We start from the raw sequence: 24,332 nt of genomic DNA, 5'->3' as shown, positions 1-24,332 counted from the left end.
ATAACGATCATTAAGTGTTGGGAATCTTAAGATGAAAATTTTAGTGATCGCTGTAATGGGCTCGCTGCTCTCTATGGGCCTCATGCAATCTGCTCAGGCAGACAGCGCTAAGCAAAAAATGGTGCGTAATGACCGTGTGCAGGTTTCAAAGCAGATCGCACAATACGATATCAACCCTTTTGTTGATAGTCGCCGTGTGATGCGAAATGATCGTGTTCAGTATAGTTTTCCTAAAGTGAAAAAAGTCGCTGAAAAACAGCCAAGTATTGTACGTAATGATCGTGTACGTGTGATTAATAAAAATTGAAGCTGATTTATTTAAAAAAAGCCCATCCTGTTGAGATGGGCTTTTTATTCGCTGTGAAATAGCGGGTTCTAGAACAAGGCTTCAAGGCGCACTAAAGCGCCCACAAAGTGGCTTTTATCGTCACGATGGTTGTTGAGGTAGTTGAGATCACCTTGGATATAAAACCATTCGCGCAGAAAGGGCTGTCGCCATGATACATAGGGTCCCCAACTGTTTAAACGCAGTTGATCGTTATTGTAAAAACCACCTGTATATAGGCCGTAGTTGAATCGGTTACCTTTAAAAAATTGGTGTTGGCGGTAACTGAAGTTATCCCATTTCAGATCATCATCCTGTGCATCTGCATAGGTCAGGTTGAATTGGTTTGAGATAAAGGGTTGGCCTGGACGGGCATGGGTTAATTCTAAATTGGTTCTTAGATAATTTTCACTATCAATACCATAACGATAAATTTGTTCGGCTAAAAAACTGTAATCATTGTCGAGTTGCCATTTTTTAGCTGCTTTTAAGCGGACATATAGGTCATCACCAGAACGTAAACCTAGATCAACGTCAGTTTCGAAAGGCAGTCGATCTGAAATTTCTGACCAACGTAACGCGAGCGAACTGTTATCTTCACGGGTTTGCTTATTGTCATAATTTTTATCACTACGCCCCGCAGGGTTTTCATTGGTAATTGCAGCATTATTTTCTAATTCATTATCAAGTGAGTCATCACCAAAGACCACACTCAATTTTTTTTCTAAAGTGGGAAGCTTAATTTTACCGCGAATACGTGGCTTAATTTCGTATTCATCGTGCTTATTCCAACTGTTGTCTAAAATCACCCGTAGGGTTGCATTGGCAGGCTTTTCTGGCTCACTTTGCCCAAACCAGTTATCCATGCGAACGGCCGTTCGATCTGCCCAATTTCGGACTTTCTTCTGTTGTCGATCGGTCCAGCTATTATTTTCCGTTTGTTCTGTTGTCGGAACAATGGGGTGATCTGATTGTTCAGGTAAGAAGGTCGGTGTTGCATCAATCCAACGTGGAATTTGATCTAAAAAATCATAGGTCTTTGGCGTGATATACGGTGAACTTTGCTCGGTTGCAGGCACATCCTGCGAATGTTCACCCTCAGTTTCATTGACGACAGCATCAGTTTCATTGGCCCAAGCAACTTGATGCATCAAGCTCATTGATGCGGAAAAAAGCAAAGTCCGAATAAAGTACTGTTGTTTTTTATGCATATGTTTTGGCTCTATTTAATTATCATCTGAGTATCCTGCATCTGTAGTTTTGTTATTTTTGTCGGATAAATGCAAGCCAAACTACAAAATAAATGCAATTAATCTTCGGTCATTTGCTTAAGTGCTTGATAAAGCGAAATCACATCAATGGGTTGAGGCAATTGTTGGATCACATTTTGGATGCTTTGCCAATTTAAACCATGCTGTCGATGGAGGATCAAATAGGGAAGGGCTTGTTCGGTACGCAAGAGTGCCATGCGTTTTTGACCGTGGATTAAACGTATTTTTTGACGTTCTTGTAATAATAACAGCGGGGTATGTAGCGTCGGTTCAGGTTCATCAAAATGAATGAATTTTTGCGTATGAATTAACTGTGCCGGGATAAATGGATAATAGTCGTTTTGCGACCAAATTATTTCAGCCTGCTGAGACTGTTGATAGAGCTGATCAGGTGCAGCACAGAGTTGCTCTAGATTGTCCCATGTCATGACTTTAATCGCGGCAAGTTCATGTTGATGTTGTTGGCAAAACAGTTGAGAGAGTCGAATGGCTTCCATCTGCGTTTGCGCACCAAACAACAAGAGATATTTGATGAAGCGGCCCTCGGTATTGATTTGCTCTGCTAAATACAGCGGCTGGTTTTTCCAATCTGTACCATCTATCGTATGCAATAGAACATCAAGTTGTGTTGTGAGTTCAGGCTGATCTATAAACTGCAATTCATACAAGGCCAATTGCGCATCGATGTTTTGCAGCGTTTGAACGCGAGCGGTGTATTGAGCGATTTGAATCTGTTCAGGAAGTTCAACGACTGCCGCTGTCGAGTTGAGATGTTCCTCTGATGGCGCATGTGTTGGCTGCTTAATTAGAACAAGAGGAGCGGTATCAGGTGCAGAAGGCTCCGGTTTATTTGTATTTGAGTTATCGAGCAATAGATCCGCTTCATCAATTTGCTTATCGCGATGATCTGGATCGACAGATACGTCATTATTTATCGTTTCAATCGGCAGTAGGGCATCCACACTTGCTGCAACAGTGTTTGGTGCTGTGCTGACTTCTTCTTTTAGGCGTACGGCATGTAGACGTAGATCAGTATCACTGATTAAACATTTATATAGCTGTTGTTGCTCAATTAACCAATCATAGCATTCGCTAAAATTGCCCCATTCACTGAGTAATGCCGTACGCTGTTTGGCTGGAATCATCCATACTTGCCAACCTAACTCATGGTCATGCAGCAAGGCCCAACCCATCTCAGGATATTGATATAAAGCACTTTCGAGTGCAGCGTCATGGTTAAAATAGCCACGAAATAACCATGAATATGGCGTCTGTTTGGCAAATTCAGTGGCAGCCATCTGTGGTTCAGTTAATGCGCGATAACTTAATATTTGCTTTTGAAAAATCGGTTCGTCACATAAGGCAAAAATTTCATGAATCCGACGTTTAGAAAGCGCAGTTTCATAAAAACTCAAAGCACGATGTTCAAGTTGATGGGTCAGTACATGGATTTCTTTTATTAATTGTACTTTCTCTTGTAGATTCATTTGTCCGCTTCCTAAAGGACTTTTTGTGCTTTTTCTAAATATTTAGCCAATACAATATTGGTTGCAAGTTCCACTAATTTATATTCAGCCGAGTTCGGGTTTCGATATGTATTGGCCAATTCAATCAGGCGTTCAATATCGATAACCTGCGGTGAAATTTTTCCTTGTATCAGTGCCTGAAGTTCTTGCATAGGACAATGTAAATTTAAAAATAAAGAAGTCGATTAGTTCATTTGATTATAGAGATTTCATTAAAAAAAACATGGAAATAAATGTCAGCTTCTACAAATTAAGCGTTAAATATGACAATTAATGCGCATTTTGTTTAAAAATAATACCAAATCATTAGCTTAAAGATAGGTTTTGCAAAAGATATAGCGGTATGGTTTGATCAATTTTTTTGAAGTCATCATCAGCGATCGAGCGCTTTTAGATGTTCATTTTTAATGTTAAGTAAAGAATAAAGCTCAAAGAAAAGGCACAGAAAATAAAAAACCGATGGTGGGAGCCATCGGTTTTTTATAGAAAAATCAGCTAAAAATTAAGCTTTTTTTTCTGTATTTGTTACAACTTCAGTTGTATCAGCAGCTGGAGCTTGGCTCTCTGCGTTGGCAGTTTCTGCAGCTACAGCTTTTTTTACTGGAAAATCTGGTACGTAAACGATTTGTGCAGAAACAGTTGCAGAAAGCGCCATCACAGCAACAGCCATAGCATATTTGATTGCGTTCATTTGTGTATTCCTATCAATCATTAGTGACTCAAAAATTGAGTCAGGGAGAAAATTAATCACTTGAATTTATGTGAAAATAATATCAAAAAATAATCAATTAAAAATGATCGATTCGGCAACGCAAGATAAACGGTATGAATTAATATTTATATAAAACAATCTATTAGAGTTATTGCTCTAGAGCTTTTGGTGGCTGAGTGACAGCGGTGTATCACTCAGATAAAGATGAAAAATCTATGAATGTTTGGCACATTTTTTTTCATAGACTTTGCCTGCGATACCACCAATAATGGCACCGCTGATCGTGCCAAAAACGGGCAAAATACTGCCTGCAACAGCACCGATCGCAGCACCTTTGACGGTCGGAGAAAAACGTGAGAGAAAGTTATTCTTCCCTGTTTGGGACTCGTTGGTGGTTGTTTGAGGGGTTGTATTGGTAGATAGTTCGGTTTCAGCAGAAGTTGCTTGAGGTTCAATAGTCATGACATTACTCCCGAGCATGATCGTTAGAAGAATGAAGCTTTTAGCCTAATCGGTAGTGGCCTTGGCTTAAACAGAAAGCATGTAATAAATGATGGTCAGTTTGTAATCCCTCGAAGTGGAATTCACTCCTGTGTAAGACATGTAATATTTTGCTGTTTTGATGTTTAAAAAATAACCAAAATAAGTGACTTAATCATATGATGAAGTTTCAAAATCATAACAATGAGGATAAATACAATGTCTGTTGCTAAAGTCGTTGAAGTAAATGCAAGTAGCACAAAAAGTTTTGAAGATGCCATCCAAACGGGAATTAATAAAGTCACTGAAACCGTAAAGAACGTTCAGGGTGCATGGATTAATGAACAAAAAGTTGTGGTGAAAGACAATAAAATTGCGGAATATCGAGTGAACTTAAAAATCAGCTTCTTGGTTGAATAAGTTTAATTTTATTGAAGTTAAAAACTGATCATAAAAAATCCCCGAAGTTCGGGGATTTTTGTTTGAACACGCTGAATTATTTTTCAGGTGTTTCACAGCTTTCATCATTACACACAGGTGTCGGAGCAAGCTCAGGAAGTTCCGCAGCTTTATCCATCACTTGTTTAAATACGTCTTTCGGTTGAGCGCCTGCTAAAGCAATACGTTGCTCAAAGACAAAGAACGGTACACCGGTGACTTTGAGTTGGTCGCGCGCCACTTCTTCGTCGTATTTGACGAAATCTGCAAATTCATCTGAGTCTAATAAGTCATCGACTTCAACAGGGTTTAGACCAATACGAGATGCAACATCTTCTATGGTTTCACGTTCACCAATGGCCAAGCCTTGGGTCATATAGCTATAGAAGAACGCTTCTTTGGCTTCACTGCCGAGACCTTTGCTTTGTGCAAGATGAATCAAGCGGTGCGCATTGAAGGTATTGCCTGAATTGGCTTTTTGCCAGTTAAATTCAATACCTTCAGCTTTTGCCATTTCGGCAATATTGCGCTGCATTTCCTCTACTTCTTCAATACTGCGGCCATATTTTTGAGCCAGACGTTCAGTATTGGAAATTTCTAGGCGAGCGGGCGCATCTGCATCAAGTTGATAGCTATGCCAAAACACTTCAAGCTCTACACCCGATTTTTCGGCAGCAGCTTCAAGGCGTTTTTTCGCAATATAACAAAATGGGCAAACCACGTCTGACCAGATATCTACACGCATGGGAAATCTCTTTTCTATGTTCTGGGAAAATGATGGGGGCAAATCCTAAAATTTAAAGCCAAGCAATGCAATCCATTTTTGTTTCGATGGCGCAATGTCGTTTTTTTTTTGATTTTGTTACAAGGATTGAATGAAGATTTGTCGAACGATTAATCCGTGATTAAACGTTTACCCAAACAAATTACTTCAACCTCTTCATAGCCCAATTGTTCATAAAAGTTTTGTACGTCAATGTTGTCTTGGCGAATCAGTAATTGAAGTTTTGGGCAGCCTAGAGCAATTAAGCGTTTTTCTAATTGCTGAATGAGAGCGGTAGCGACGCCATTTCGCTGAAAATGTGGATGTACGGCAAGATAATTGACCCAGCCTCGGTGTCCATCATAGCCACCCATCACAGTTGCAATCAGTTGATCATCTTTGACCGCCAATAAAAATAGTTGGTCGCGTTGCGCTAGTTTTCGAAATATATCAATTTCAGGGTTATTCCATGGGCGGGTCAGATCACACAGTTCCCAAAGTGCAATCACATCGTCTAAATCAGTTTCGAGATAGGGGCGGATAATAAACATAATTTTTGTTTTAGCATGTATTTTGACCAATTTAGATTAGTCGAGTTTTGCAGACTTGATAAGTCATATTGAAAAATAAAAGCCATAAAAAAACGCTCCGAAGAGCGTTTTTTATTTCACTGTCAATTAAGCCGTTTTCACTTCAGGTTGAGCAGCTAACATATGGCCGTTCTCTTCGAAGTTGATGTGCCAAGACAATGCTTCACGTAGAAGGTGAGGTGTTTGACCACCTTTCGCACAAGCACGGTCGAAGTAATCATTTAATGCTGCACGGTAGCTTGGGTGTGCACAGTTGTCGATTACAGCACGAGCACGTTCACGTGGAGCAAGACCACGTAAGTCAGCAAGACCTTGTTCAGTAACCAAGATGTCAACGTCGTGTTCTGCATGGTCAACGTGAGAAGCAAATGGAACAACAGAAGAAATGTCGCCGCCTTTTGCAATTGATTTGGTCACGAAGATCGCCAAGTGCGCATTACGTGCGAAGTCACCTGAACCACCAATACCGTTCATCATTTTTGTACCGCAAACGTGAGTTGAGTTCACATTACCGTAAATGTCAAACTCAAGTGCTGTGTTGATACCGATGATACCTAAACGACGTACAAGTTCTGGGTGGTTAGAAATTTCTTGTGGACGTAATACAAGTTTATCTTTGTATTGTTCAAGGTTATTAAATACTTTTTCGCCATATTTCGCAGAAAGCGTAATAGAAGAACCTGAAGCAAATTTCATTTTGCCTGCGTCGATCAATTCAAATGTACAGTCTTGAAGTACTTCAGAGTACATGATCAAGTCTTCAAAGTTTGAATCTTTAAGACCAGTCAATACTGCGTTTGCAATTGAACCAATACCTGCTTGTAATGGACCTAGGTTTTTCGGTAAACGACCTTCAGCGACTTCTTTTTCAAAGAAAGCGATAAGGTGGTTTGCAATACCTTGAGTTTCATCATCAGGGGCAGTAACTGTAGATGGAGAGTCATGCAATTCGTTGTTAAATACGATACCTACGATTTTTGAAGGATCGATGTTGATTGCATGTGTACCAATACGTTCGTCAACATGAGTCAATGGAATAGCTTGACGTGTTGGACGATATGTTGGGATATAAATATCGTGTAAGCCTTCAAATGCTGGGCTTAAGTTGGTGTTGATTTCAACAATCACTTTTTCAGCAAAAATTGCGAAGCTTGCAGAGTTACCTACAGAAGTTGTAGGGATGATGCCACCATCTTCAGTGATCGCAACAGCTTCAATAATTGCTACATCAGGCTTTTTAAGCTGAAGGTTACGCATTTGTTCAACTGTTTCAGACAAATGCTGATCGATGAACATTACTTCGCCTTTGTTGATCGCTTTACGTAATGTATTGTCTACTTGGAACGGTAAACGACGAGCAAGAACACCTGCTTCAGTCAATTTTTTGTCCAAATCGTTACCCAAGCTCGCGCCAGTAATTAGGGTGATTTTAAGAGGATTAGCATGAGCCTGTTGAACCAACGCTAAAGGTACAGCTTTCGCTTCACCTGCGCGTGTGAAACCACTCATACCTACCGTCATACCATCCTGAATGAATTCAGCAGCTTTTTCTGCGCTGATAACTTTGTCGTGAAGGGCAGCTAAACGGATGCGATCTAAAGACATCATATACTCTCGTGAAATTCTCAAAACTGATACGGATTGTACCGATCAAAAAAGCCATTTTGCATCCCTGTTAGGCTAAGGTCTAATTTTTTGAAAAAATGTGGGTATAAGATTTTATTATGATTTTTAAGCTACTGAATAATAAACTTAAAAATAACAATGGTTAAGGATTAAACAAAACTGTTCGTTGCTTTTTTGAACGCTTGTTAAAAGCGTTCAGTTAAACTTTGCTTAATTTTTTCCAATGGGCTGTTGTTTAATATTTCATCATTTTCGAGTTTTTGCAGTGGTAAAGAAATGATCGCTTCGAGTCCACCTTCTGCTCGATTGTGAATTGAAAGTTGACCTTCGTGAATATCCACAATACGTTTTACAATGGCTAAACCGAGTCCACTACCTTGGATGGTACGTGCATCATTACCACGTACAAAAGGTTGCATCAGGTCTTCAATTTGGTCTTCAGGAATCCCTTCGCCATTATCGGCAACGCGAATTTGAATATGGTCACCTTCATATTCGGTAGACAGTTCAATCGGCTCGGCACCATAGCGTTTTGAGTTATTGATTAAGTTGCCTATTAGTCGTTTTAAGGACAGGCTACGTGCTTGAATAATCGGTAAGTCTTGAGGTTCAAAGCGAATATCTAAAGGTTTAAATTGAATCACTAATTCCTGCAATAGCGCATTTAAATCGGTATCTTGCGGAACTTCATCTGAACCATCTCGCATATACGAAATGAACTGATTCAGAATCGCATCCATATCTTCAACATCGTAAATCAGACCTTCTTTTAGGAAGTCATCATCAGGCATCATTTCTGCGCTGAGTCGAATACGGGTCAGCGGAGTACGCAAATCGTGGGAAATACCGGCCAACATGATGCGACGATCACGTTCAGTTTGTTCCAGCGTGTAGACCATGTGGTTAAAGGCTTGGTTTACTTCACGGATTTCTTGTGGCCCATGGTTGGTTTCTAAATAAGGTGCAGTGCCGTGTTTACTGTAGTTGTTTGCCGCATCTTGTAAACGTTTTAGTGGACGGTTGAGCTGACGAACCAAGGTTAAGATAATGATGCCAGCAATCAGCGGAATACCCAATAACCAGCCTAAAATCAGCTCTGCGCTATAGTTGGCATAGGTTTTTAAAGGCTCGCGAACCCAGTTGCCATTCATTTCTGGAGTTTGAATCCAGATGCGTGGGTCAGGTTTAAATTGGAAATACACGGTCGCATTATCAATGCGCATTTCTTTGGCCAGTTTCTTTTCAATTTGATTGGTAAAGAACTCTGCAATGACTTTGTCTTTGACATTGGGGAATTCTTTCGGATCGGTCACATATTCGATCCCGACACGGTTGCGCATCCAGTCGTCGACATCCACTTCGGCATTGTTATGAAAAATCCGTAAATCAGGATTGTTAATGATTTCAAGTTCGACCGCGAGGTAACGAGCATGTTGTTGAATTTCGGGTAAATAGAGTGTGCGCCAAAAGAACCATAAGGACATAAACAGGCTAAAAAACACCACAAATAAGACCAATACGGTGGTCCGCATGGCTGCAGAGCGGGGTTTGATTTTATCGAGGAAGCGTTCCCAAGGTGTCCGTTTTTTTTCGGAGTAGGTAACGTAGTCGGTAAATTCCTGTGGGTCGATGGGTTCGAGTTTCACGCAGAATCCTTTAAGCAAATTTTTTGAAAGGCAGTTTTTATTCTTTGCGATGGAATCTTACTGCTGGAACGTTCTTCGGGAGGAGTTCGTTATGTTACTTTTTAAAAAAGTAACCAAAATTTTTGCCATTCGCTGAACTCGCGCACATTACTTTTATTCATTCAATTTCAAGTGGCTCAGACAGCAGCGAATGGTATTTCCGGACATGAGGTACGGTGACTCGATTCTCAGGTCTTATTTTATGGCTTATTCAGCACCATCTGGAACAAAGACATAACCTACGCCCCAAACGGTTTGAATATAGCGCGCACGTGCTGGGTTTTCTTCAACCAAACGACGCAGGCGAGAAACCTGAACGTCAATTGAACGTTCCATCGCGCCCCATTCACGACCACGAGCAAGATTCATTAACTTGTCGCGTGTCAGTGGTTCACGAGGGTGTTGAACTAATGCTTTGAGTACGGCAAATTCACCCGTTGTTAATGTGACGACTTGACCTTCACGGGTTAATGTACGAGTAGACAGGTCGAGTGACCAAGGACCAAAAGACACCACTTCCATTTGTTGGCTTGGTGCGCCCGGAACTTCACGCACTTGGCGACGTAGGACCGCACGAATACGAGCTAATAGCTCATTCGGGTTAAATGGTTTTGGTAAATAGTCATCTGCACCGGCTTCAAGTCCTGCAATACGGTCTGAATCGCTACCACGAGCGGTCAGCATAATGATTGGGGTATCGATGCTAGATTGGCGCAGACGGCGACAAATACTCAAGCCATCTTCAACAGGTAACATAAAGTCGAGCACAATCAGGGAAAAGAGTTCCCGCTGCAACAGACGATCCATCTGAGTCGCATCATGTGCGGTTTTGACCACAAAACCTTTATCTTCTAGGAAGCGTTGTAAGAGGGTGCGTAGACGCACATCATCATCGACAACCAGAATGCGTTCGACTCGGTCGGTTTCGGCTTGTACGGCATCTGTTTTTTCAGCAGGTACAACTAAACTCATGACGTGCTCCTTATTCTTTATTGTCATCGTAAACAAAAAGTCGATTTCACTTGAGTATACGATTCATTTATATAAATTTACTATGCTCTAAAGCAACAAATATTGCAGTTAAAATCAAGACATAGATACCAAATGTATACATGTTGTTCGAATCAGTTTGCTTGTCTAAGTCTCGCTAATTTGCTGTTTCATAGTCAGTTTCGTAAAAAAATGTGTATTTGAGATGAATTGGCATTAAAAACCACGAATAAATTTATAAAAACAATTGTGGATTTTATGGTCTTGGTCTTTATAATCATGGCTTTTAGAACTTATCCTTGCAGGGATCTAATACGATGACTGACTTAGTTCAGCAGTTGGCAAAAGAAATTGCCGTACGTCCAAATCAAATTGAAGCTGCCATCAAGCTCATTGATGAAGGTGCCAGTGTTCCATTTATCGCACGTTACCGTAAAGAAGTGACGCAAGGTCTGGACGATACTCAATTACGTCAGCTCGATACACGTCTGACTTACCTGCGTGATTTATTTGAGCGCCGTGAAAAGGTAATCGAATCTCTAAAAGAACAAAACAAGTTATCTGATGACTTACTTGCTCGTGTGAATGCAGCAGAAACGAAAAATGCTTTAGAAGAGATTTACGCGCCGTACCGTCCAAAACGTACAAGTAAATCATTTAAAGCCAAAGAAGCGGGTTTAGGCCCAATCGCTGAAAAAATCTTTAATGAAGCGGTTGATCCAACCGAAGCTTTAGCTGGTTTTAGTCATGAAGATTATGCTGATGATGTTGAAAGCCAATTAGACGCGATTCAACACATTTTAATTGATGACTGGGCACAAAATATTGCATTAACCACTGAACTCAAAGCGACATTTGCAAAAACAGCAATGTTAAAAAGTTTAGTGGCAAGTGATGAGAAAAAAGAAGTTGGTAAAAAATTCCGTGATTACTTTGATTTCTCTGAAAGCTTAAACAAAGTCCCTTCACACCGTTTACTGGCGATGCTCCGTGGCCGTCAAGAAAATGTCTTGGGCTTAAAAGTCGATGGTGAAGATGAAGCAGCATTGGCACGTATTGAAACTGAATATAATATAGAAACAGCTCAGCCACAAGCGCGTGCAGATTTCTTAAAACAAACAGCAAAACTGTTCTGGCTCGGTAAAGTTCGTCCTGCCATTGAACATTCATTATTGACTGAAAAACGTTTGGCTGCTGAAGCTGAAGCGATGGATGTCTTTGCTGAAAATCTACGTCATTTATTACTTTCTGCTCCTGCAGGCGCACGCTGCACCTTGGGTGTAGACCCTGGCATCCGTACGGGTGTGAAATTGGCTGTTGTGAATGCATCAGGTGATGTCCTTGCACATAGCACGATTTACCCGTTTGCCCCGAAAGAAGACAAAGCAGGTTCAGTTGCTGAACTTGCGCGCCTTTGCCGCGAATTCAATGTTGAATTAATTGCGATTGGTAATGGTACTGCAAGCCGCGAAACTGAAGCGGTTGTGGCTGAAATGATGGCTGCGAATACGGATTTGAATTTGATTCGTGTGTCTGTCTCTGAAGCGGGTGCATCTGTTTATTCAGCATCTGAATTGGCATCTCAAGAATTGCCAGAGCTAGATGTATCTATTCGCGGTGCAGTGTCGATTGCTCGTCGTTTACAAGATCCATTGGCGGAGCTTGTGAAAATTGATCCGAAATCGATTGGTGTGGGTCAATATCAACATGACGTGAACCAAACCGGTTTGGCAAAAACGCTAGAAGCGGTTGTGGAAGACTGTGTGAACTCAGTAGGTGTCGATGTCAACACTGCATCATCTGCAATTTTGGGTTATATCGCGGGTCTAAACAAAGCGATTGCACAGCAAATTGTTGAATTCCGCAAAGAAAATGGTCGTTTTGATAACCGTCAAAGTTTGAAGAAAGTACCTCGTTTAGGCGAACGTACCTTTGAACAAGCAGCAGGTTTCTTACGTATTCAAGATGGTTCTGAACCATTGGATGCATCTGCAGTTCACCCAGAGTCATATGACTTGGTGGCAAAAATTGTGGAAGCAAAAGCAACCACAGTCAAAGATATTATTGGTAATACTGAAATTATCCGTCAGATCGATGCAGCAGCATTTGTAAATGATCAATTTGGTTTGCCAACGATTCAGGACGTTTTATCTGAACTTGAGAAACCAGGTCGTGACCCGCGTCCAGAGTTCCGTACGGCGAAGTTCCGTGAAGACATCACTGAAGTGGCGCAGTTGACTGAAGGTTTACAGCTTGAAGGTGTGGTTACGAATGTGACGAACTTCGGTGCATTCGTGGATGTGGGTGTACACCAAGACGGTTTAGTGCATATTTCTGAACTTGCAAATGAATTTGTTGCAGATCCGCACAAAGTCGTGAAACCAGGTCAAATTGTTCAAGTTCGTGTCTTGAATGTCGATGTTGAACGTAACCGTGTCAACTTGTCTATGCGTGCAGAAGGTGCTGCTGCAGCGAAACCACAACGTCAACCACGTCGTGACAATGCGCAGCAAGAACAACGTGGTGAGCGTAAGCCACATGCGAAACGTCCACAGCATGCCCGTCCGCAAGGCGACCGCCCACAAGGTCATAAAAAACCTCAAGCAGCGAAACCACAAGAAAATAAAATTGGTGGTTTAGGTGCGTTGTTATTACAAGCAGGGATTAAAGGTTCGAAGTAATCTTTAATTGTTAAAAAACCTCCCAAATGGGAGGTTTTTTTATTTCTATTACGGCCTATCAAAGATATATGAGCTGAATCTTAAACTTCGCAATTAAGTGTAAAAATCACACAAATCATGTATCAAAACACACTATAGAATCGTTCGATTGTCAGACAATATAAGTCACGCCATAAAGTGGTCACAAACTTTAGGCTTTACATACTTACATCTAATTATTTGATATTTATTATAAACGGTAAAATGATGACATCTAAAATTGAACGACATCGATTTCATATTCACGACTTTTTATCTGGAACAGTGGTATTTCTCGTGGCTTTACCACTATGTCTAGGCATTGCATTGGCTTCTGGCGCACCGATTCTCTCTGGCATTATTGCCGGCATTGTCGGTGGTATTTTAGTTGGGGCACTGAGTGGCTCACATATCAGTGTTGCAGGGCCAGCAGCAGGTTTAACAGCAGTCATTTTGGTACAGCTTGAATTACTGGGCGGCAACTATGCCGCCTTTTTATTGTGTATTGTTTTTGCCGGTATCTTACAGATTGGATTTGGCATATTTCGGCTCGGTTTCTTTGCCAACTTTATTCCGAACAATGTCATATTGGGTTTATTGGCAGCCATTGGGCTGATCTTGATTGGGAGTCAAATGCCTTATCTGTTTGGCTTGAACCAATTTTCATGGTCAGTGTTGTGGCAGTCACAGCCGCTCAATTTGCAATGGGATGTGGGTGCCATTGTGATCGGTATCGGTAGCCTTGTACTGATGTTGCTTTGGGAGCAGAGCCCATGCAAAAAATGGGTTTTGCCTTCAGCCTTGGTTGCTGTAGTCCTCGCTGCACTATGTAATGCCGTGCTGGTGCTTAGTGGCTCGTCTTTTGCAGTTCATCCATCAAATCTCATCCAACTTCCTAACCTTTGGGATCAGCCACAAAATGTGATGATCTTTCCGGATTGGACCGCATTAAATAATCCTCTGATTTATACGGGGGCTATCACTTTGGCGGTTGTGGCGTCATTAGAAACTCTATTGAATTTAGAAGCAGCAGATAAATTGGATCCGCATAAGCGCTCTTCACCCCCCAACCGAGAGTTATGGGCGCAAGGCATCGGCAATGTCGTTTCGGGTGCTATAGGCGGGATGCCGCTAACGTCAGTAATTGTTCGTAGTTCTGTCAATGCCAGTGCTGGAGCTAAAAGTAAATGTTCTGCCATCTTTCATGGCGTATTGCTCTTGTTTGCCGTACTGTGTTTAGTGCCTTTGATGAACATGATTCCGCTTTCAGCATTAGCCGCAATTTTAATTCTCACAGGGTTTAAACTGACACATCCCAAATTGTTTAAACAGTTGTATTTAAAAGGTTGGAAACAATTTATTCCTTTTATCATTACCTTACTGGCGATTTTATTCACAGACTTATTGCTCGGAATCTTGATTGGTTTAGCCAGTAGTGCGGCCTTTATTTTATACGCCAATTTTAATAAGGGACTGAAGGTGTATAAAGAGCATCATTTACATGGGGTGATTACACGGATTGAATTGCCTTCACAAGTCAGTTTTCTCAACCGTTCGGCATTAATATCTGCATTGGAACATATCCATCGCGGCGAACAAGTGGTGATTGATGCCACACATGTGAGTGATATGGATGCTGATATTTTCCAACTCATTCAAGAGTACCAACAGGAAAAGGCAGCACAGCGTAAAGTGCAAGTGCAGTTGATTGGTTTCAAGACACACTATGCCGATGCGCAGGAGGCGGCATTAGATATAGATATTAGTACCGCAGCTTTACAGCAACGTTTGAACCCAGAGGACGTGCTCGCTTTGCTTAAAGCAGGCAATGAACGTTTTGTACAAAATGAGCGTTTGCAACGAGATATCTATCGGCAACTGCGGGTGACCGCTGAAGAAGGGCAGCATCCGATTGCGGCAGTGTTAGGTTGCATGGATTCTCGTGCGCCGACTGAAATGATCTTTGATGTTGGAATTGGCGATTTATTTAGTTTACGCATAGCGGGGAATGTCGCAGGGCAAAAAGTATTGGGTTCTTTAGAATTTGCCTGCGAAGCCAAAGGCGCCAAAGTGATCGTAGTGCTTGGTCATACGGACTGTGGTGCGGTTAGCAGTGCTTGTCAGTTGCATTTAGCCGGTCAATCGATTCAGAGCTTGACGCGTATGCCGCATATTCAATATGTGCTGGGGCCACTCAATGAGTCTGTATCGCGTGTTGCCGAATTGATGCAACCACAAACGCTGAGTCCGGCATTTTTAGAGCAAGTGACGCAAATGAATGTACATTACAACATCCGCTATATTTTGCAAAATAGTGAAGTGCTACAGCAGTTGGTGCAAGAAGGTAAAGTGGCGATTGTTGGTGCAGTGTATGATGTAAAAACTGGACGGGTTAATTTCTTCGGATAAATAAAATCCGATGACATAAAAAAGGATCATCATGAACACATGATGATCCTTTTTATTGAACTAAAATACATTAGCGAATCATCGGTACAATCCAACTGGTAATGATCAGCAAAATACCGAAATGTCCCAATTTACGGGTGACATATACCAATTTTGACGGCTTTTGTTCCAATTGTTTCGCATAGTCTTCGATGCTAATGCCTTGTTTTGCATTACTGGTAAATAAAAACACCGCCAAATCGATACAAATTAAAATGGTACCGACATCTGCTACCACTTCCATTAAATCGTATTGGCCGCTGATCAAGGCGGTTGACACTTGATAAACAAGGAAAAGTGCAAAAGCGATGCAGGCATACTGCAAAACAGTTAAAAATATCCGCATAAATCTATACTAAATAAGCTCAAAATTCTGAAACAGGATTATAGCGTCCCTCGCAAGAGATTACTGTAACGCTTAGAGTGCTTGCATGACTGCTGGGAAATGTTGCTTTTCAACTAACTCCAAAAACTCATCGCCCATACGCTGACTTTCAGCCACACATTGATTCCACATTTTAATGCGTTGTTGGTTGTCTAAGCCTCTGAGGGTAAAGTCTTTACGATCAGGCAGTCGGCCAAGCGGCAAGCTTGCAAGGTACTCTTGTGAAGGTGACAGCAACAGGGTACGCGCCTGATTTTCAGGATTGGCTTGGCGTTTAAATAATTTATCAAACCAACCTGGGGTGATGCTATCCGTGAAATGCGGATACAGCACGATGCCCTGACTTTGGAAGGGTAGGTCAATATGATAGTCAATCAGGCCGCCATCGCGGTAACTGCCTTGTGGCGCATCAGGGATATCACGTATCGCGGCCATGACACCGGGAATAGATGCAGAAGCCATAAGCCACGGCATGACACTGTCTTGAGTCAATGCATGGTAATGCGTGGTAAAGCCATCATCCGCCACGGTAAATTGATGACCTGACACAGGCTGACTAATCACACGCTGCATGAAATAACGACTGTGTTTACGTGCAAGCGCTGTCGTGCCCACGATCCCTGCGACAGAGGCTAACAGCGGCAGGGCTTTATCACTTTGGAAAATATGCTGAGCTTTGACCGAAAGCACAGTGAGGTGATAATCAGGATGATTAACCAGTGCAGCTTCTTGACCTTGAATCAAATCGATCAGCATGCCACGACACACATCGCTGACTTCTTGACGACTCATCTTTTTATGAAAGCTCAGATTGGTATACAGCTCAGAGAGGCGTTTCGTGCCTTCGATAGCTCCCCAAGCAGCAATACTGGCAAAGCGCCAACTGCCAATCGATGAACCAATTAAAGTACGCTTTTGTTGCGCACGTGGCAAAAAGTCAGCAAAAATCGCCTGATCTAAACCTTGAATACCAATGCCTTTCGGGCCACCAGCAGCACCGGGCAGGATATCCACTTGAGCAGCGTTTAAACCTTCTTGTTCAATCAGTTGGCGTGCTAAATGGCCAGCACGGATATTGAGCGCAGGCGGTTTTTTTTGCAAAATTTGAGTCATGGCAGTCGCTTAAAATACAGTCGTAGAATTATTCTAGTGCGTTTTTGCACAGACCCAATGGCTGAAACTTACGACAAATGACTTCTCAGTCATATCAGGGCACCGCTCACGAATGCTGTAATAATTGTTCATTATGCCGATGCAATTGAAACAAACTGAGGCAGACGATTGCCCATGTCGCCATTAGGAAGACCGCCCAAGCAAATAGATTAATGATAAAAACCACGGCCCCAGCTAATAACCAATAATTTAACCCGGCCATCAGTTTTTGCTGTGGCAAACAAAGCAGGAATATACAGGGAAGTGCATTAAAGAGAATGATCCACCAAAATGCAGCGCTATGCTGCATCCGATACAGGGTGGTGTTGGCTGTCGGTTGCCAGTTCAGAAAAGATAAGTGCAAATTCAATTGAACCAACACATCGAGCAGGGTCGAAAAACTATATAGCAAGGCCGTTGCACAAGCTCGGAGTGGATTTCGACCATACAGTACCCCTAAATAACTGTATGACATGGCGTTCAGCCTTATTTTATTTTTTGAATTTTTTGTTTTTATAGCTTTAAGCCCTTTATTGTCAAAAGGCTTAAAGGATTTATGGATACATCAAGATCATTTAAATACAGATTATTTAAACACACGCCAAATGGCAAGTAAGCTTGAAAGTGCAATTAATACGATGGAAACGTACCATGGCGCAATTATCGCAATGGAGAGGAAGATGGCCATAACACTGCCAAAGACCCAACTACGCTTTTGCTGATGTTCCATTTGCAAGCGCATGCTTTGCAGTTCATTGAGTTGTTTGGCATGCCAAGCCGACTGATTTTTTAAACCATTCAGACTGTCGATCATCAGCGTTGGTAAATCTTGCGCACCTAAAAGTAAGTCTGGAATTTTTTGTCCGAGTTCTTTTAAGTTTTTCTGCGGATTCATTTGCGCTTTAATCCAATCGGTGAGGATTGGTTTTGCTAAACTCCAAATATCCAATTCAGGATAGAGATCCGTTCCTAAGCCTTCGACATGGACCAAGGTTTTGAGCAGCAACATCAGTTGTGGCGGAATCTCTAAATGGAAACGACGCGCAATATCCATCACTTGAATCAGAATGCCGGCGAAGTCCAATTCATGCATTGGTTTAGAGACCATTGGGCCAACAGTGCGACGCATTTCACGTGCTAAGGCATCTTGATCTGTACCCGGTGGAATCCAACCCGCTTGATGCACGATTTGAATCAGCTGCATAAAGTCGCTGTTCATAACCGCAAGTAGCATGCGTGCTACGGTCATTTGGTCGTGCTTTGAAAGCTCACCCATAATCGCGCAGTCCAAGGCAATAAAGCGTGGATTGCTAGGATTGATGGTTTCGACGAAGACATTCCCCGGATGCATGTCTGCATGGAAGAAGTTATCGCGGAACACTTGGGTAAAGAAAATGGTGAGCCCTTTTTCGGCTAAATCTTTACGATCCATGCCCAAACGATCAAAGGTCGCAATATCTGAAATAGGCACACCCGTAATACGTTCTTCGACCATGACATCACGGCTGTCCATATAGACTTCAGGCACGTACATCATGCTTGAACCGGTGAAGTAATGACGCATACGACGGGTGTTATCCGCTTCTAAAGTCAAATCCAACTCATTGAGAATAATTTGACGGTAGTCCTGAATAATTTCAGATAAATGCAGGGCACGAGCGGCTTCTAGACGTTTTTCAAGGAACTGACCAAGCCACTCTAATATTTCAAAATCTTCCAGAATTTGATTGCGAATATTTGGGCGAGTCACTTTTACCACGACTTCACGGCCATCATGCAGGGCTGCAGTATGCACTTGCGCAATAGATGCTGCTGCTAAAGGTTGCTCGTCAAAGCGTGCAAATAAGGTATTCACATCCGCTTTGAGTGACTCCTGAATACGCATTTTGGCAACGTCATTCGAAAAAGGTTTTACACGGTCTTGTAGTAATACCAATTGCTGTAAAACTTCAGGTGGAATCAAGTCACGACGGGTAGACAGTAATTGCCCCATTTTAATGGCCAGCGGGCCCATATCTTCCATGGCTTCTTTGAGCTTGAGCGGATTTTTACGCTCGCGGCTTGACCATGCCGCAGGGTGCATGCGAATGAGAGAAAGAATATGACGGGCTTTTTCCGGTAATTCTTCCGCAGGAAACAACGTGTCGAGTCTATAGTGCGCAGCGATGCGCCAAAGGTCGAGTAAACGTGAAACGTGCGGAATCATATGTGCAATTACCTAGTCTTAAGTGTTGTCTTGTAATGAGTCAATTTGGCTATGCAGTTGCTGAATTTTTGCTTCTGCACGGTCCAGATTTTGATTCAAAATTCGTGTGTCTTGATTCAGGTCATCCATCTGCCAACGTGGGGCAAACAAGCCAGAATCTTCTTTTAACGCGTCTTCAGCAAAGAACAAATGGCTTTGTAAAGTACGTTTGAGATATTTGGGTGCAAGTTGCAACTTACCAATTTCATGCGCAAGGCTTGGACCTATCCAAGGGCTTAAATGCGAAGCTAAATCGGGCTCAGCTTGCTGCATAATGCGTTGGATATCCTGCAATAAATGATAATCACCTTGCAATGGGATATTGCCGACATCTTCAGCCAACAGCAGTTTAAGGAGCTCGACGACCGTTTTGACATGCAAGGTCGCCGTTGCTTCGGTCGTACTTGACTGCTGCTCGTAAGGGCGTTGCTCAAAGATAGATGCGGTTTCAGAGTGTCCTGTTGGCGTCGGTTCTAAGCGAACTTTCTGATCGTCAAAAAACACATCCACCGACAACTGTGGTGAGTCGATCACCACACGAAGCATTTTGCCTTGCAATTCATTCAGTTGGATGCGAGTAATAGCATCCAGATCAATGAAATGATGAATTAAGCGTTCAACTGCACCAAGTGCGAGAATCGACCACATAGTTCAGCCTGCAGTATTAAAGTTTGAAACCACGATGTACGGCTACGATACCACCCGTTAAGTTGTGATAATCACAGTTTTGGAAGCCTGCATTTTCCATCATACCTTTAAGAGTACGTTGGTCTGGGTGCATACGAATTGATTCTGCAAGGTATTTATAACTTTCAGAGTCATTTGCTACGATTTTTCCCATAATTGGTAATGCAGTGAATGAGTATAAGTCATACAGTTTTGAGAATGGTTCAAATACCGGTTTAGAGAATTCTAAAATCAGTAAACGACCACCTGGCTTAAGAACGCGGTACATTGCAGCAAGAGCAGCATCTTTGTCAGTCACGTTACGTAGACCAAATGAAATGGTTAATAGGTCAAAACTGTTGTCTGCAAAAGGTTCTAAAGTTTCAGCATTGGCCAAAACGAAATCGACATTGGTACAACCAGCATCAATTAGGCGGTCACGACCGACATTGAGCATCGATTCGTTAATGTCTGAAAGCACCACATGACCTGTCGGACCAACTTCACGACTGAACACTTTAGCAAGGTCACCTGTACCGCCTGCAATATCCAGTACGTGCTGACCGCGACGAACACCTGACATGTTAATGGCAAAACGTTTCCATAGACGGTGAATACCAAATGACATTAAATCATTCATGATGTCATATTTCGCAGCCACTGAGTGGAAAACTTCCGCGACTTTTTGCGCTTTGTCTTCGCTGCTCACGGTCTGATAACCAAAGTGTGTAGTTGGCCCAACATTACCTGTGTTCGCGCCACGTGGCAGATTATATTTGGGTACTGAACCTGTCACAGGTGTGTCGGTCAGACGTTGTTCTAAAGATTGTTGCTGACCTTGCGCTGTCCCTTGTGGTAAAGGTTCAGTTAAGAATGGACTCGCTTTGTCTGTATTTTGTGCCGACTCAGGTGTAGGGACAGGCGTTTGATTCTCGTTAGACATTAGAGTCACTCCTAACTTATAAATAGGGTTAATGTTACTTTGTAAGCATGATGACAGATTCTCTGTTGTTATACAGCAGTCATTTGCATTTGTTGTGAATAATATACAGAAAAAATAAGGGGCTGCTGTAATTGCTTTGCAAAACCCCTATAAAAAATCTGAATTCAGCTTTGAGCGCCCTGTTTGTTTTATATCAAATGTGGGCTGAATGGGGATGATAATTTTGTTAGGCCGCCGGCTGAAACGGGTTAGGGTCTCCAGCATGTACACGGTCAATGATTTGACGTTCTACAGTGGTAAATTCACGCACAAATTTTTCTGCTGACTTAAGTGGTTTCATTGCGAGAAAGCCATCTTGCATAAAGTCATACATCACTTCGAAGTTATATTTTATTGCTGCACCTTTGCACATCTTAAAGGCGGTATAGACCATAAATGAGCGCATATATTTATCTAGATTACGACCTAAATCGTCCAATAGTTGCAGCTGTAACATACGGTCCTTGCCCTGATCGAGCTTAAGATAAGTCTGGCGCATCATTTCATCGGTTAGGGGCAGATTGGATGGATAATCTTCTAATAATTGCATGGCCACTTGTTCATCAAGCTGTACGGCTAAAATGGCAAGTTGTACGCCCGAAGTACCAGTCTTTATAGCATTGTCTGGAATCAATTTTTCAGCTTTGTGTGCATAGCGCGTGAGACGAGCAATTTGTGCTGCTAATGCATCAAAATCAGGACCGCCATATAAACGATTAATAAAATATTCAGACATCAGCACATTGTGTTTTTCAGCAAATTGTATGGCATGTGTGCGTTGCATACGCTGTTTTTGCCACTGCTGGACATCTTGTAAACGCTGTAAAATTTCTGGCTTTTTGTGGTAGTTCAACTGGTAATACAGTTCAAGTAAATCATCTAATACTGCAAGTTTGGACATTGAGTGTCTCAATTATTTTTTAGATGTTTGAATCTTAGTGGGTGTTGTAGCTTAGGGCTATGACAAAGTGACGAAATTACAGGTTAATCTGAGTCAGTTTGTTGCAGAAATGGTCATATTTTGCATTTCAGCATATACATGAAAGCATTGTTGTGTGATGAACGGCATGGTTATACTCAAAACAGAATAAAACCAAGGGTCCGCCATGAGCTTAAAAGAAACAGAATTTCAATTGATGGATGAAGAGCAACTCTCGGTTGAGCTAATTGAAGCGCAATATCAACTGAAAAATACCAGCCGTCAGCCTAATGCCAAAAGCGTGTTGATTTTAGTCAGCGGAATAGAGCTTGCGGGTAAGGGGGAGGCCGTCAAACAGCTCCGTGAATGGGTCGATCCACGTTACTTAAGGGTGAAAGCGGATGCCCCGATCATATTTAATCCAAAACAAACCTTTTGGCAGTCTTATGCACGGTTTATTCCTGCCGAAGGGCAAATCATGGTGATGTTTGGAAACTGGTATAGTGATTTGCTCAGTACCGCCATGCATGTGTCGAAGCCTTTGGATGAAACCTTATTTGATGAATATGTCGAGAACATGCGGGCTTATGAACGAGACCTAAAAAATAATCATGTCGACGTGATTAAGGTCTGGTTCGATTTATCTTGGAAATCTTTACAAAAACGTTTGGATGAAATGGACCCGAGTGAAGCGCGTTGGCATAAATTGCATGGTTTAGATTGGCGCAATAAAAAACAATATGACAACTTGCAACGTTTACGTCAGCGTTTTAGTCATGATTGGATCATTATCGACTGTGAAGATGAGCAAGTCCGTGATCAGCAATTTGCACAGTATATTTTACGCACTTTAAAACATTGTCCAACACATGAAACTAAAGCGGTAGGGCGTTGGAAACAAGCCAAAACACCACAGGCTTTATTGGAGCCAAGTACAGCCGTCGCTGATGAAGCCGATTATAAAAAAGAATTAAAAAAATTAAGCCGTAAGGTGGCTGAAGCTTTACGTTTTGATTCACGCAACGTGGTGATCGTGTTTGAAGGGATGGATGCCGCAGGGAAAGGCGGAGCAATTAAACGTATTGTTAAAAAGTTAGACCCACGCGAATATGAAATTCATACCATAGCAGCACCTGAAAAATATGAACTACGCCGTCCTTACTTATGGCGCTTTTGGAATAAAATTGTCCCTGAAGAGAAAATCACGATTTTTGATCGCAGTTGGTATGGTCGTGTTTTGGTTGAGCGGATTGAAGGATTTGCTAACACCGTTGAATGGCAGAGGGCATACGATGAAATTAATCGCTTTGAAAAGGACCTATATGACAGTCAAACGGTTGTCATCAAGTTCTGGTTAGCCATAGATAAGGATGAGCAAGCTGCGCGGTTTAAAGCCCGCGAAGAAACCGCACATAAACGGTTTAAAATTACTCCAGATGACTGGCGGAATCGTGACCGTTGGGATGACTATCTCAAAGCTGCTGCAGATATGTTGCAACGCACGAATACAGAATATGCGCCGTGGCATGTGATTGCGACCAATGATAAGCATAGTGCTCGTTTACAAGTGCTAAAAACGATTTTAGCGCAGTTGAAAGCAGATTGATTTTATGAAAAAAGCCACGCAATTCGTGGCTTTTTTCTTCATTTTCAAAACTCGCTCATTTTCAGATTTACTTCATCTTTAGATCTATGGTTTAAATCACTTTGATTCTTAAATCTTGTTGATGCGCTATACATCGTTTCGTTAACCATTGTTCGGCGTTGGGACAGGTTGGTTCGGAAATTTCTGTTGAATACGCTTCGCCAATTGGTAGCTTTCTTCTACATGGGTTTCAGCGACTTTTTTCATCACAATATAACCCAAACTGGCTGCCACCAATTGTCCACCTAATGGAATAAATTTAGTGACTTGTTTGGTAATATATTTTGCTGCAATGTTATTTAGCGATTTTTTCATCGCGGTTCGTGCAACCACTAAACCAGAAAATTCGACACCACGTTTACGCAGTTCTGTCCAATGAATTTGTTTGGTTTTTGGATCATACACACTAATTTGATCTGGCGCTAAACCAAAACGCGCATTAATTTCTGGAATGAGCTGTGACAAAATTCCGACGTCAATCACCACATCCAAAAATGGCACAGGAATAATGGCTGCACCTGCTGAAAAATAAGCACGTTTTTTGACGAGCTCTAAGCATTCAGCGCGAATAATGTCCAGATTTAAGTTAGGGTCGATGGAATCAGGAATGTTATCAATTTTCATAAGCAAATACCCTTAATACTGGATTGGTTTTTTTCTCATAAAGTATCATTAAGATACTTGTTTAAAAGCATTTTTTGCAATCTATTCTCTTGTCAAAGTCGCATAGACAGCCCAAGATGTATAGTAAATAATCATTGTTGTTTTGTAGTAGTTGGTCACTC

General features: G+C 41.9%; 23 protein-coding genes. 5 read left to right on the top strand and 18 right to left on the bottom strand.

Annotated elements, in window-relative coordinates; genetic code table 11:
* Nucleotides 1-31: 31 nt before the first annotated feature.
* Nucleotides 32-307, top strand: coding sequence for a hypothetical protein (locus tag FTT92_RS05525; protein ID WP_180092879.1), 276 nt, complete (start codon nucleotides 32-34; stop codon nucleotides 305-307).
* Nucleotides 308-375: 68 nt separating this feature from the next.
* Here the strand turns inward: FTT92_RS05525 and FTT92_RS05520 are convergent, their stop codons facing one another.
* The 5 genes from FTT92_RS05520 to FTT92_RS05500 all read right to left on the bottom strand — a co-directional run bounded on the left by FTT92_RS05520 (nucleotide 376) and on the right by FTT92_RS05500 (nucleotide 4,296).
* On the bottom strand, nucleotides 376-1,485 hold the full coding sequence (locus FTT92_RS05520; RefSeq protein ID WP_373684099.1) for a hypothetical protein: 1,110 nt from the start codon (nucleotides 1,483-1,485) through the stop codon (nucleotides 376-378).
* Nucleotides 1,486-1,634: 149 nt separating this feature from the next.
* Nucleotides 1,635-3,083: a hypothetical protein gene (locus FTT92_RS05515; RefSeq protein WP_180171625.1), complete on the bottom strand. Its 1,449-nt coding sequence runs from the start codon at nucleotides 3,081-3,083 to the stop codon at nucleotides 1,635-1,637.
* A gap of 11 nt (nucleotides 3,084-3,094) precedes the next feature.
* Nucleotides 3,095-3,274 (bottom strand): hypothetical protein, encoded by a 180-nt coding sequence (locus tag FTT92_RS05510; RefSeq protein WP_078189814.1) that lies wholly within the window; start codon nucleotides 3,272-3,274, stop codon nucleotides 3,095-3,097.
* Nucleotides 3,275-3,624: 350 nt separating this feature from the next.
* A complete protein-coding gene (locus FTT92_RS05505; protein ID WP_180171624.1) occupies nucleotides 3,625-3,813 on the bottom strand; it encodes a hypothetical protein in 189 nt (62 codons plus the stop codon).
* Between the two features lie 234 nt (nucleotides 3,814-4,047).
* A complete protein-coding gene (locus tag FTT92_RS05500; protein WP_218951560.1) occupies nucleotides 4,048-4,296 on the bottom strand; it encodes a glycine zipper domain-containing protein in 249 nt (82 codons plus the stop codon).
* Nucleotides 4,297-4,533: 237 nt separating this feature from the next.
* Here FTT92_RS05500 and FTT92_RS05495 point away from each other — a divergent pair, with 237 nt between their 5' ends.
* A complete protein-coding gene (locus FTT92_RS05495) occupies nucleotides 4,534-4,734 on the top strand; it encodes a dodecin family protein (protein WP_067761311.1) in 201 nt (66 codons plus the stop codon).
* A 76-nt stretch (nucleotides 4,735-4,810) separates the two neighbouring features.
* Here the strand turns inward: FTT92_RS05495 and FTT92_RS05490 are convergent, their stop codons facing one another.
* From FTT92_RS05490 to ompR, 5 genes are all read right to left on the bottom strand, one after another.
* Nucleotides 4,811-5,497: a DsbA family protein gene (locus tag FTT92_RS05490; protein ID WP_180171623.1), complete on the bottom strand. Its 687-nt coding sequence runs from the start codon at nucleotides 5,495-5,497 to the stop codon at nucleotides 4,811-4,813.
* 149 nt (nucleotides 5,498-5,646) lie between these two features.
* Nucleotides 5,647-6,066, bottom strand: a complete 420-nt coding sequence (locus tag FTT92_RS05485) for a GNAT family acetyltransferase (RefSeq protein WP_180084369.1) — start codon at nucleotides 6,064-6,066, stop codon at nucleotides 5,647-5,649.
* 126 nt (nucleotides 6,067-6,192) lie between these two features.
* Nucleotides 6,193-7,710 carry an acetyl-CoA hydrolase/transferase family protein gene (locus FTT92_RS05480; RefSeq protein WP_078192882.1) on the bottom strand — a complete coding sequence of 506 codons (1,518 nt, stop codon included), beginning with the start codon at nucleotides 7,708-7,710 and terminating at the stop codon, nucleotides 6,193-6,195.
* Between the two features lie 206 nt (nucleotides 7,711-7,916).
* Nucleotides 7,917-9,377 carry an ATP-binding protein gene (locus FTT92_RS05475; RefSeq protein ID WP_111885830.1) on the bottom strand — a complete coding sequence of 487 codons (1,461 nt, stop codon included), beginning with the start codon at nucleotides 9,375-9,377 and terminating at the stop codon, nucleotides 7,917-7,919.
* 246 nt (nucleotides 9,378-9,623) lie between these two features.
* Nucleotides 9,624-10,388, bottom strand: coding sequence for a two-component system response regulator OmpR (gene ompR / locus FTT92_RS05470; protein ID WP_078189809.1), 765 nt, complete (start codon nucleotides 10,386-10,388; stop codon nucleotides 9,624-9,626).
* 335 nt (nucleotides 10,389-10,723) lie between these two features.
* Here ompR and FTT92_RS05465 point away from each other — a divergent pair, with 335 nt between their 5' ends.
* Nucleotides 10,724-13,087 (top strand): Tex family protein, encoded by a 2,364-nt coding sequence (locus tag FTT92_RS05465; protein ID WP_180171622.1) that lies wholly within the window; start codon nucleotides 10,724-10,726, stop codon nucleotides 13,085-13,087.
* Nucleotides 13,088-13,333: 246 nt separating this feature from the next.
* The gene (locus FTT92_RS05460) at nucleotides 13,334-15,514 is read left to right on the top strand and encodes a SulP family inorganic anion transporter (RefSeq protein ID WP_180035013.1); all 2,181 of its coding nucleotides are present in this window, start codon (nucleotides 13,334-13,336) and stop codon (nucleotides 15,512-15,514) included.
* A 70-nt stretch (nucleotides 15,515-15,584) separates the two neighbouring features.
* Here the strand turns inward: FTT92_RS05460 and FTT92_RS05455 are convergent, their stop codons facing one another.
* The 7 genes from FTT92_RS05455 to FTT92_RS05425 form a co-directional block, all read right to left on the bottom strand.
* The gene (locus FTT92_RS05455; RefSeq protein WP_078189807.1) at nucleotides 15,585-15,899 is read right to left on the bottom strand and encodes a hypothetical protein; all 315 of its coding nucleotides are present in this window, start codon (nucleotides 15,897-15,899) and stop codon (nucleotides 15,585-15,587) included.
* Nucleotides 15,900-15,971: 72 nt separating this feature from the next.
* Nucleotides 15,972-17,051, bottom strand: a complete 1,080-nt coding sequence (locus tag FTT92_RS05450) for a patatin-like phospholipase family protein (RefSeq protein ID WP_180035012.1) — start codon at nucleotides 17,049-17,051, stop codon at nucleotides 15,972-15,974.
* Between the two features lie 106 nt (nucleotides 17,052-17,157).
* Nucleotides 17,158-17,565 carry a hypothetical protein gene (locus FTT92_RS05445; protein WP_180035011.1) on the bottom strand — a complete coding sequence of 136 codons (408 nt, stop codon included), beginning with the start codon at nucleotides 17,563-17,565 and terminating at the stop codon, nucleotides 17,158-17,160.
* A gap of 111 nt (nucleotides 17,566-17,676) precedes the next feature.
* A complete protein-coding gene (locus FTT92_RS05440) occupies nucleotides 17,677-19,296 on the bottom strand; it encodes an AarF/ABC1/UbiB kinase family protein (protein ID WP_180035010.1) in 1,620 nt (539 codons plus the stop codon).
* Nucleotides 19,297-19,314: 18 nt separating this feature from the next.
* Nucleotides 19,315-19,983, bottom strand: a complete 669-nt coding sequence (locus tag FTT92_RS05435) for an SCP2 domain-containing protein (protein WP_180115931.1) — start codon at nucleotides 19,981-19,983, stop codon at nucleotides 19,315-19,317.
* A gap of 16 nt (nucleotides 19,984-19,999) precedes the next feature.
* On the bottom strand, nucleotides 20,000-20,944 hold the full coding sequence (ubiE, locus tag FTT92_RS05430; protein ID WP_078192823.1) for a bifunctional demethylmenaquinone methyltransferase/2-methoxy-6-polyprenyl-1,4-benzoquinol methylase UbiE: 945 nt from the start codon (nucleotides 20,942-20,944) through the stop codon (nucleotides 20,000-20,002).
* 226 nt (nucleotides 20,945-21,170) lie between these two features.
* Nucleotides 21,171-21,884, bottom strand: a complete 714-nt coding sequence (locus tag FTT92_RS05425) for a hypothetical protein (RefSeq protein WP_180156614.1) — start codon at nucleotides 21,882-21,884, stop codon at nucleotides 21,171-21,173.
* 205 nt (nucleotides 21,885-22,089) lie between these two features.
* Between FTT92_RS05425 and FTT92_RS05420 the strand changes: the two genes are divergently transcribed.
* Nucleotides 22,090-23,508, top strand: a complete 1,419-nt coding sequence (locus FTT92_RS05420) for a phosphate--AMP phosphotransferase (RefSeq protein WP_180171621.1) — start codon at nucleotides 22,090-22,092, stop codon at nucleotides 23,506-23,508.
* Between the two features lie 141 nt (nucleotides 23,509-23,649).
* Here FTT92_RS05420 and FTT92_RS05415 read toward each other — a convergent pair whose 3' ends face one another.
* On the bottom strand, nucleotides 23,650-24,171 hold the full coding sequence (locus FTT92_RS05415; protein WP_180024754.1) for a hypothetical protein: 522 nt from the start codon (nucleotides 24,169-24,171) through the stop codon (nucleotides 23,650-23,652).
* Nucleotides 24,172-24,332: the final 161 nt, after the last annotated feature.

The sequence above is a fragment of the Acinetobacter sp. YH12023 genome (assembly GCF_013420135.1).
GTDB lineage: Bacteria > Pseudomonadota > Gammaproteobacteria > Pseudomonadales > Moraxellaceae > Acinetobacter > Acinetobacter amyesii.
Note: the sequence above shows the minus strand (reverse complement) of the source record. Positions and strands in the feature narration are given on the sequence as shown.

What these genes read in the sequence shown, in the direction of transcription:
- FTT92_RS05415 (WP_180024754.1), bottom strand. Translation starts at nt 24,171, where the DNA reads ATGAAAATTGATAACATTCCTGATTCCATCGACCCTAACTTAAATCTG.
- ompR (WP_078189809.1), bottom strand. Translation starts at nt 10,388, where the DNA reads ATGAGTTTAGTTGTACCTGCTGAAAAAACAGATGCCGTACAAGCCGAA.
- FTT92_RS05465 (WP_180171622.1), top strand. Translation starts at nt 10,724, where the DNA reads ATGACTGACTTAGTTCAGCAGTTGGCAAAAGAAATTGCCGTACGTCCA.
- FTT92_RS05485 (WP_180084369.1), bottom strand. Translation starts at nt 6,066, where the DNA reads ATGTTTATTATCCGCCCCTATCTCGAAACTGATTTAGACGATGTGATT.
- FTT92_RS05445 (WP_180035011.1), bottom strand. Translation starts at nt 17,565, where the DNA reads ATGTCATACAGTTATTTAGGGGTACTGTATGGTCGAAATCCACTCCGA.
- FTT92_RS05495 (WP_067761311.1), top strand. Translation starts at nt 4,534, where the DNA reads ATGTCTGTTGCTAAAGTCGTTGAAGTAAATGCAAGTAGCACAAAAAGT.
- FTT92_RS05515 (WP_180171625.1), bottom strand. Translation starts at nt 3,083, where the DNA reads ATGAATCTACAAGAGAAAGTACAATTAATAAAAGAAATCCATGTACTG.
- FTT92_RS05500 (WP_218951560.1), bottom strand. Translation starts at nt 4,296, where the DNA reads ATGACTATTGAACCTCAAGCAACTTCTGCTGAAACCGAACTATCTACC.
- FTT92_RS05505 (WP_180171624.1), bottom strand. Translation starts at nt 3,813, where the DNA reads ATGAACGCAATCAAATATGCTATGGCTGTTGCTGTGATGGCGCTTTCT.
- FTT92_RS05520 (WP_373684099.1), bottom strand. Translation starts at nt 1,485, where the DNA reads ATGAGCTTGATGCATCAAGTTGCTTGGGCCAATGAAACTGATGCTGTC.
- FTT92_RS05460 (WP_180035013.1), top strand. Translation starts at nt 13,334, where the DNA reads ATGACATCTAAAATTGAACGACATCGATTTCATATTCACGACTTTTTA.
- FTT92_RS05435 (WP_180115931.1), bottom strand. Translation starts at nt 19,983, where the DNA reads ATGTGGTCGATTCTCGCACTTGGTGCAGTTGAACGCTTAATTCATCAT.
- FTT92_RS05425 (WP_180156614.1), bottom strand. Translation starts at nt 21,884, where the DNA reads ATGTCCAAACTTGCAGTATTAGATGATTTACTTGAACTGTATTACCAG.
- FTT92_RS05510 (WP_078189814.1), bottom strand. Translation starts at nt 3,274, where the DNA reads ATGCAAGAACTTCAGGCACTGATACAAGGAAAAATTTCACCGCAGGTT.
- FTT92_RS05420 (WP_180171621.1), top strand. Translation starts at nt 22,090, where the DNA reads ATGAGCTTAAAAGAAACAGAATTTCAATTGATGGATGAAGAGCAACTC.
- FTT92_RS05455 (WP_078189807.1), bottom strand. Translation starts at nt 15,899, where the DNA reads ATGCGGATATTTTTAACTGTTTTGCAGTATGCCTGCATCGCTTTTGCA.
- FTT92_RS05480 (WP_078192882.1), bottom strand. Translation starts at nt 7,710, where the DNA reads ATGTCTTTAGATCGCATCCGTTTAGCTGCCCTTCACGACAAAGTTATC.
- ubiE (WP_078192823.1), bottom strand. Translation starts at nt 20,944, where the DNA reads ATGTCTAACGAGAATCAAACGCCTGTCCCTACACCTGAGTCGGCACAA.
- FTT92_RS05440 (WP_180035010.1), bottom strand. Translation starts at nt 19,296, where the DNA reads ATGATTCCGCACGTTTCACGTTTACTCGACCTTTGGCGCATCGCTGCG.
- FTT92_RS05525 (WP_180092879.1), top strand. Translation starts at nt 32, where the DNA reads ATGAAAATTTTAGTGATCGCTGTAATGGGCTCGCTGCTCTCTATGGGC.
- FTT92_RS05490 (WP_180171623.1), bottom strand. Translation starts at nt 5,497, where the DNA reads ATGCGTGTAGATATCTGGTCAGACGTGGTTTGCCCATTTTGTTATATT.
- FTT92_RS05450 (WP_180035012.1), bottom strand. Translation starts at nt 17,051, where the DNA reads ATGACTCAAATTTTGCAAAAAAAACCGCCTGCGCTCAATATCCGTGCT.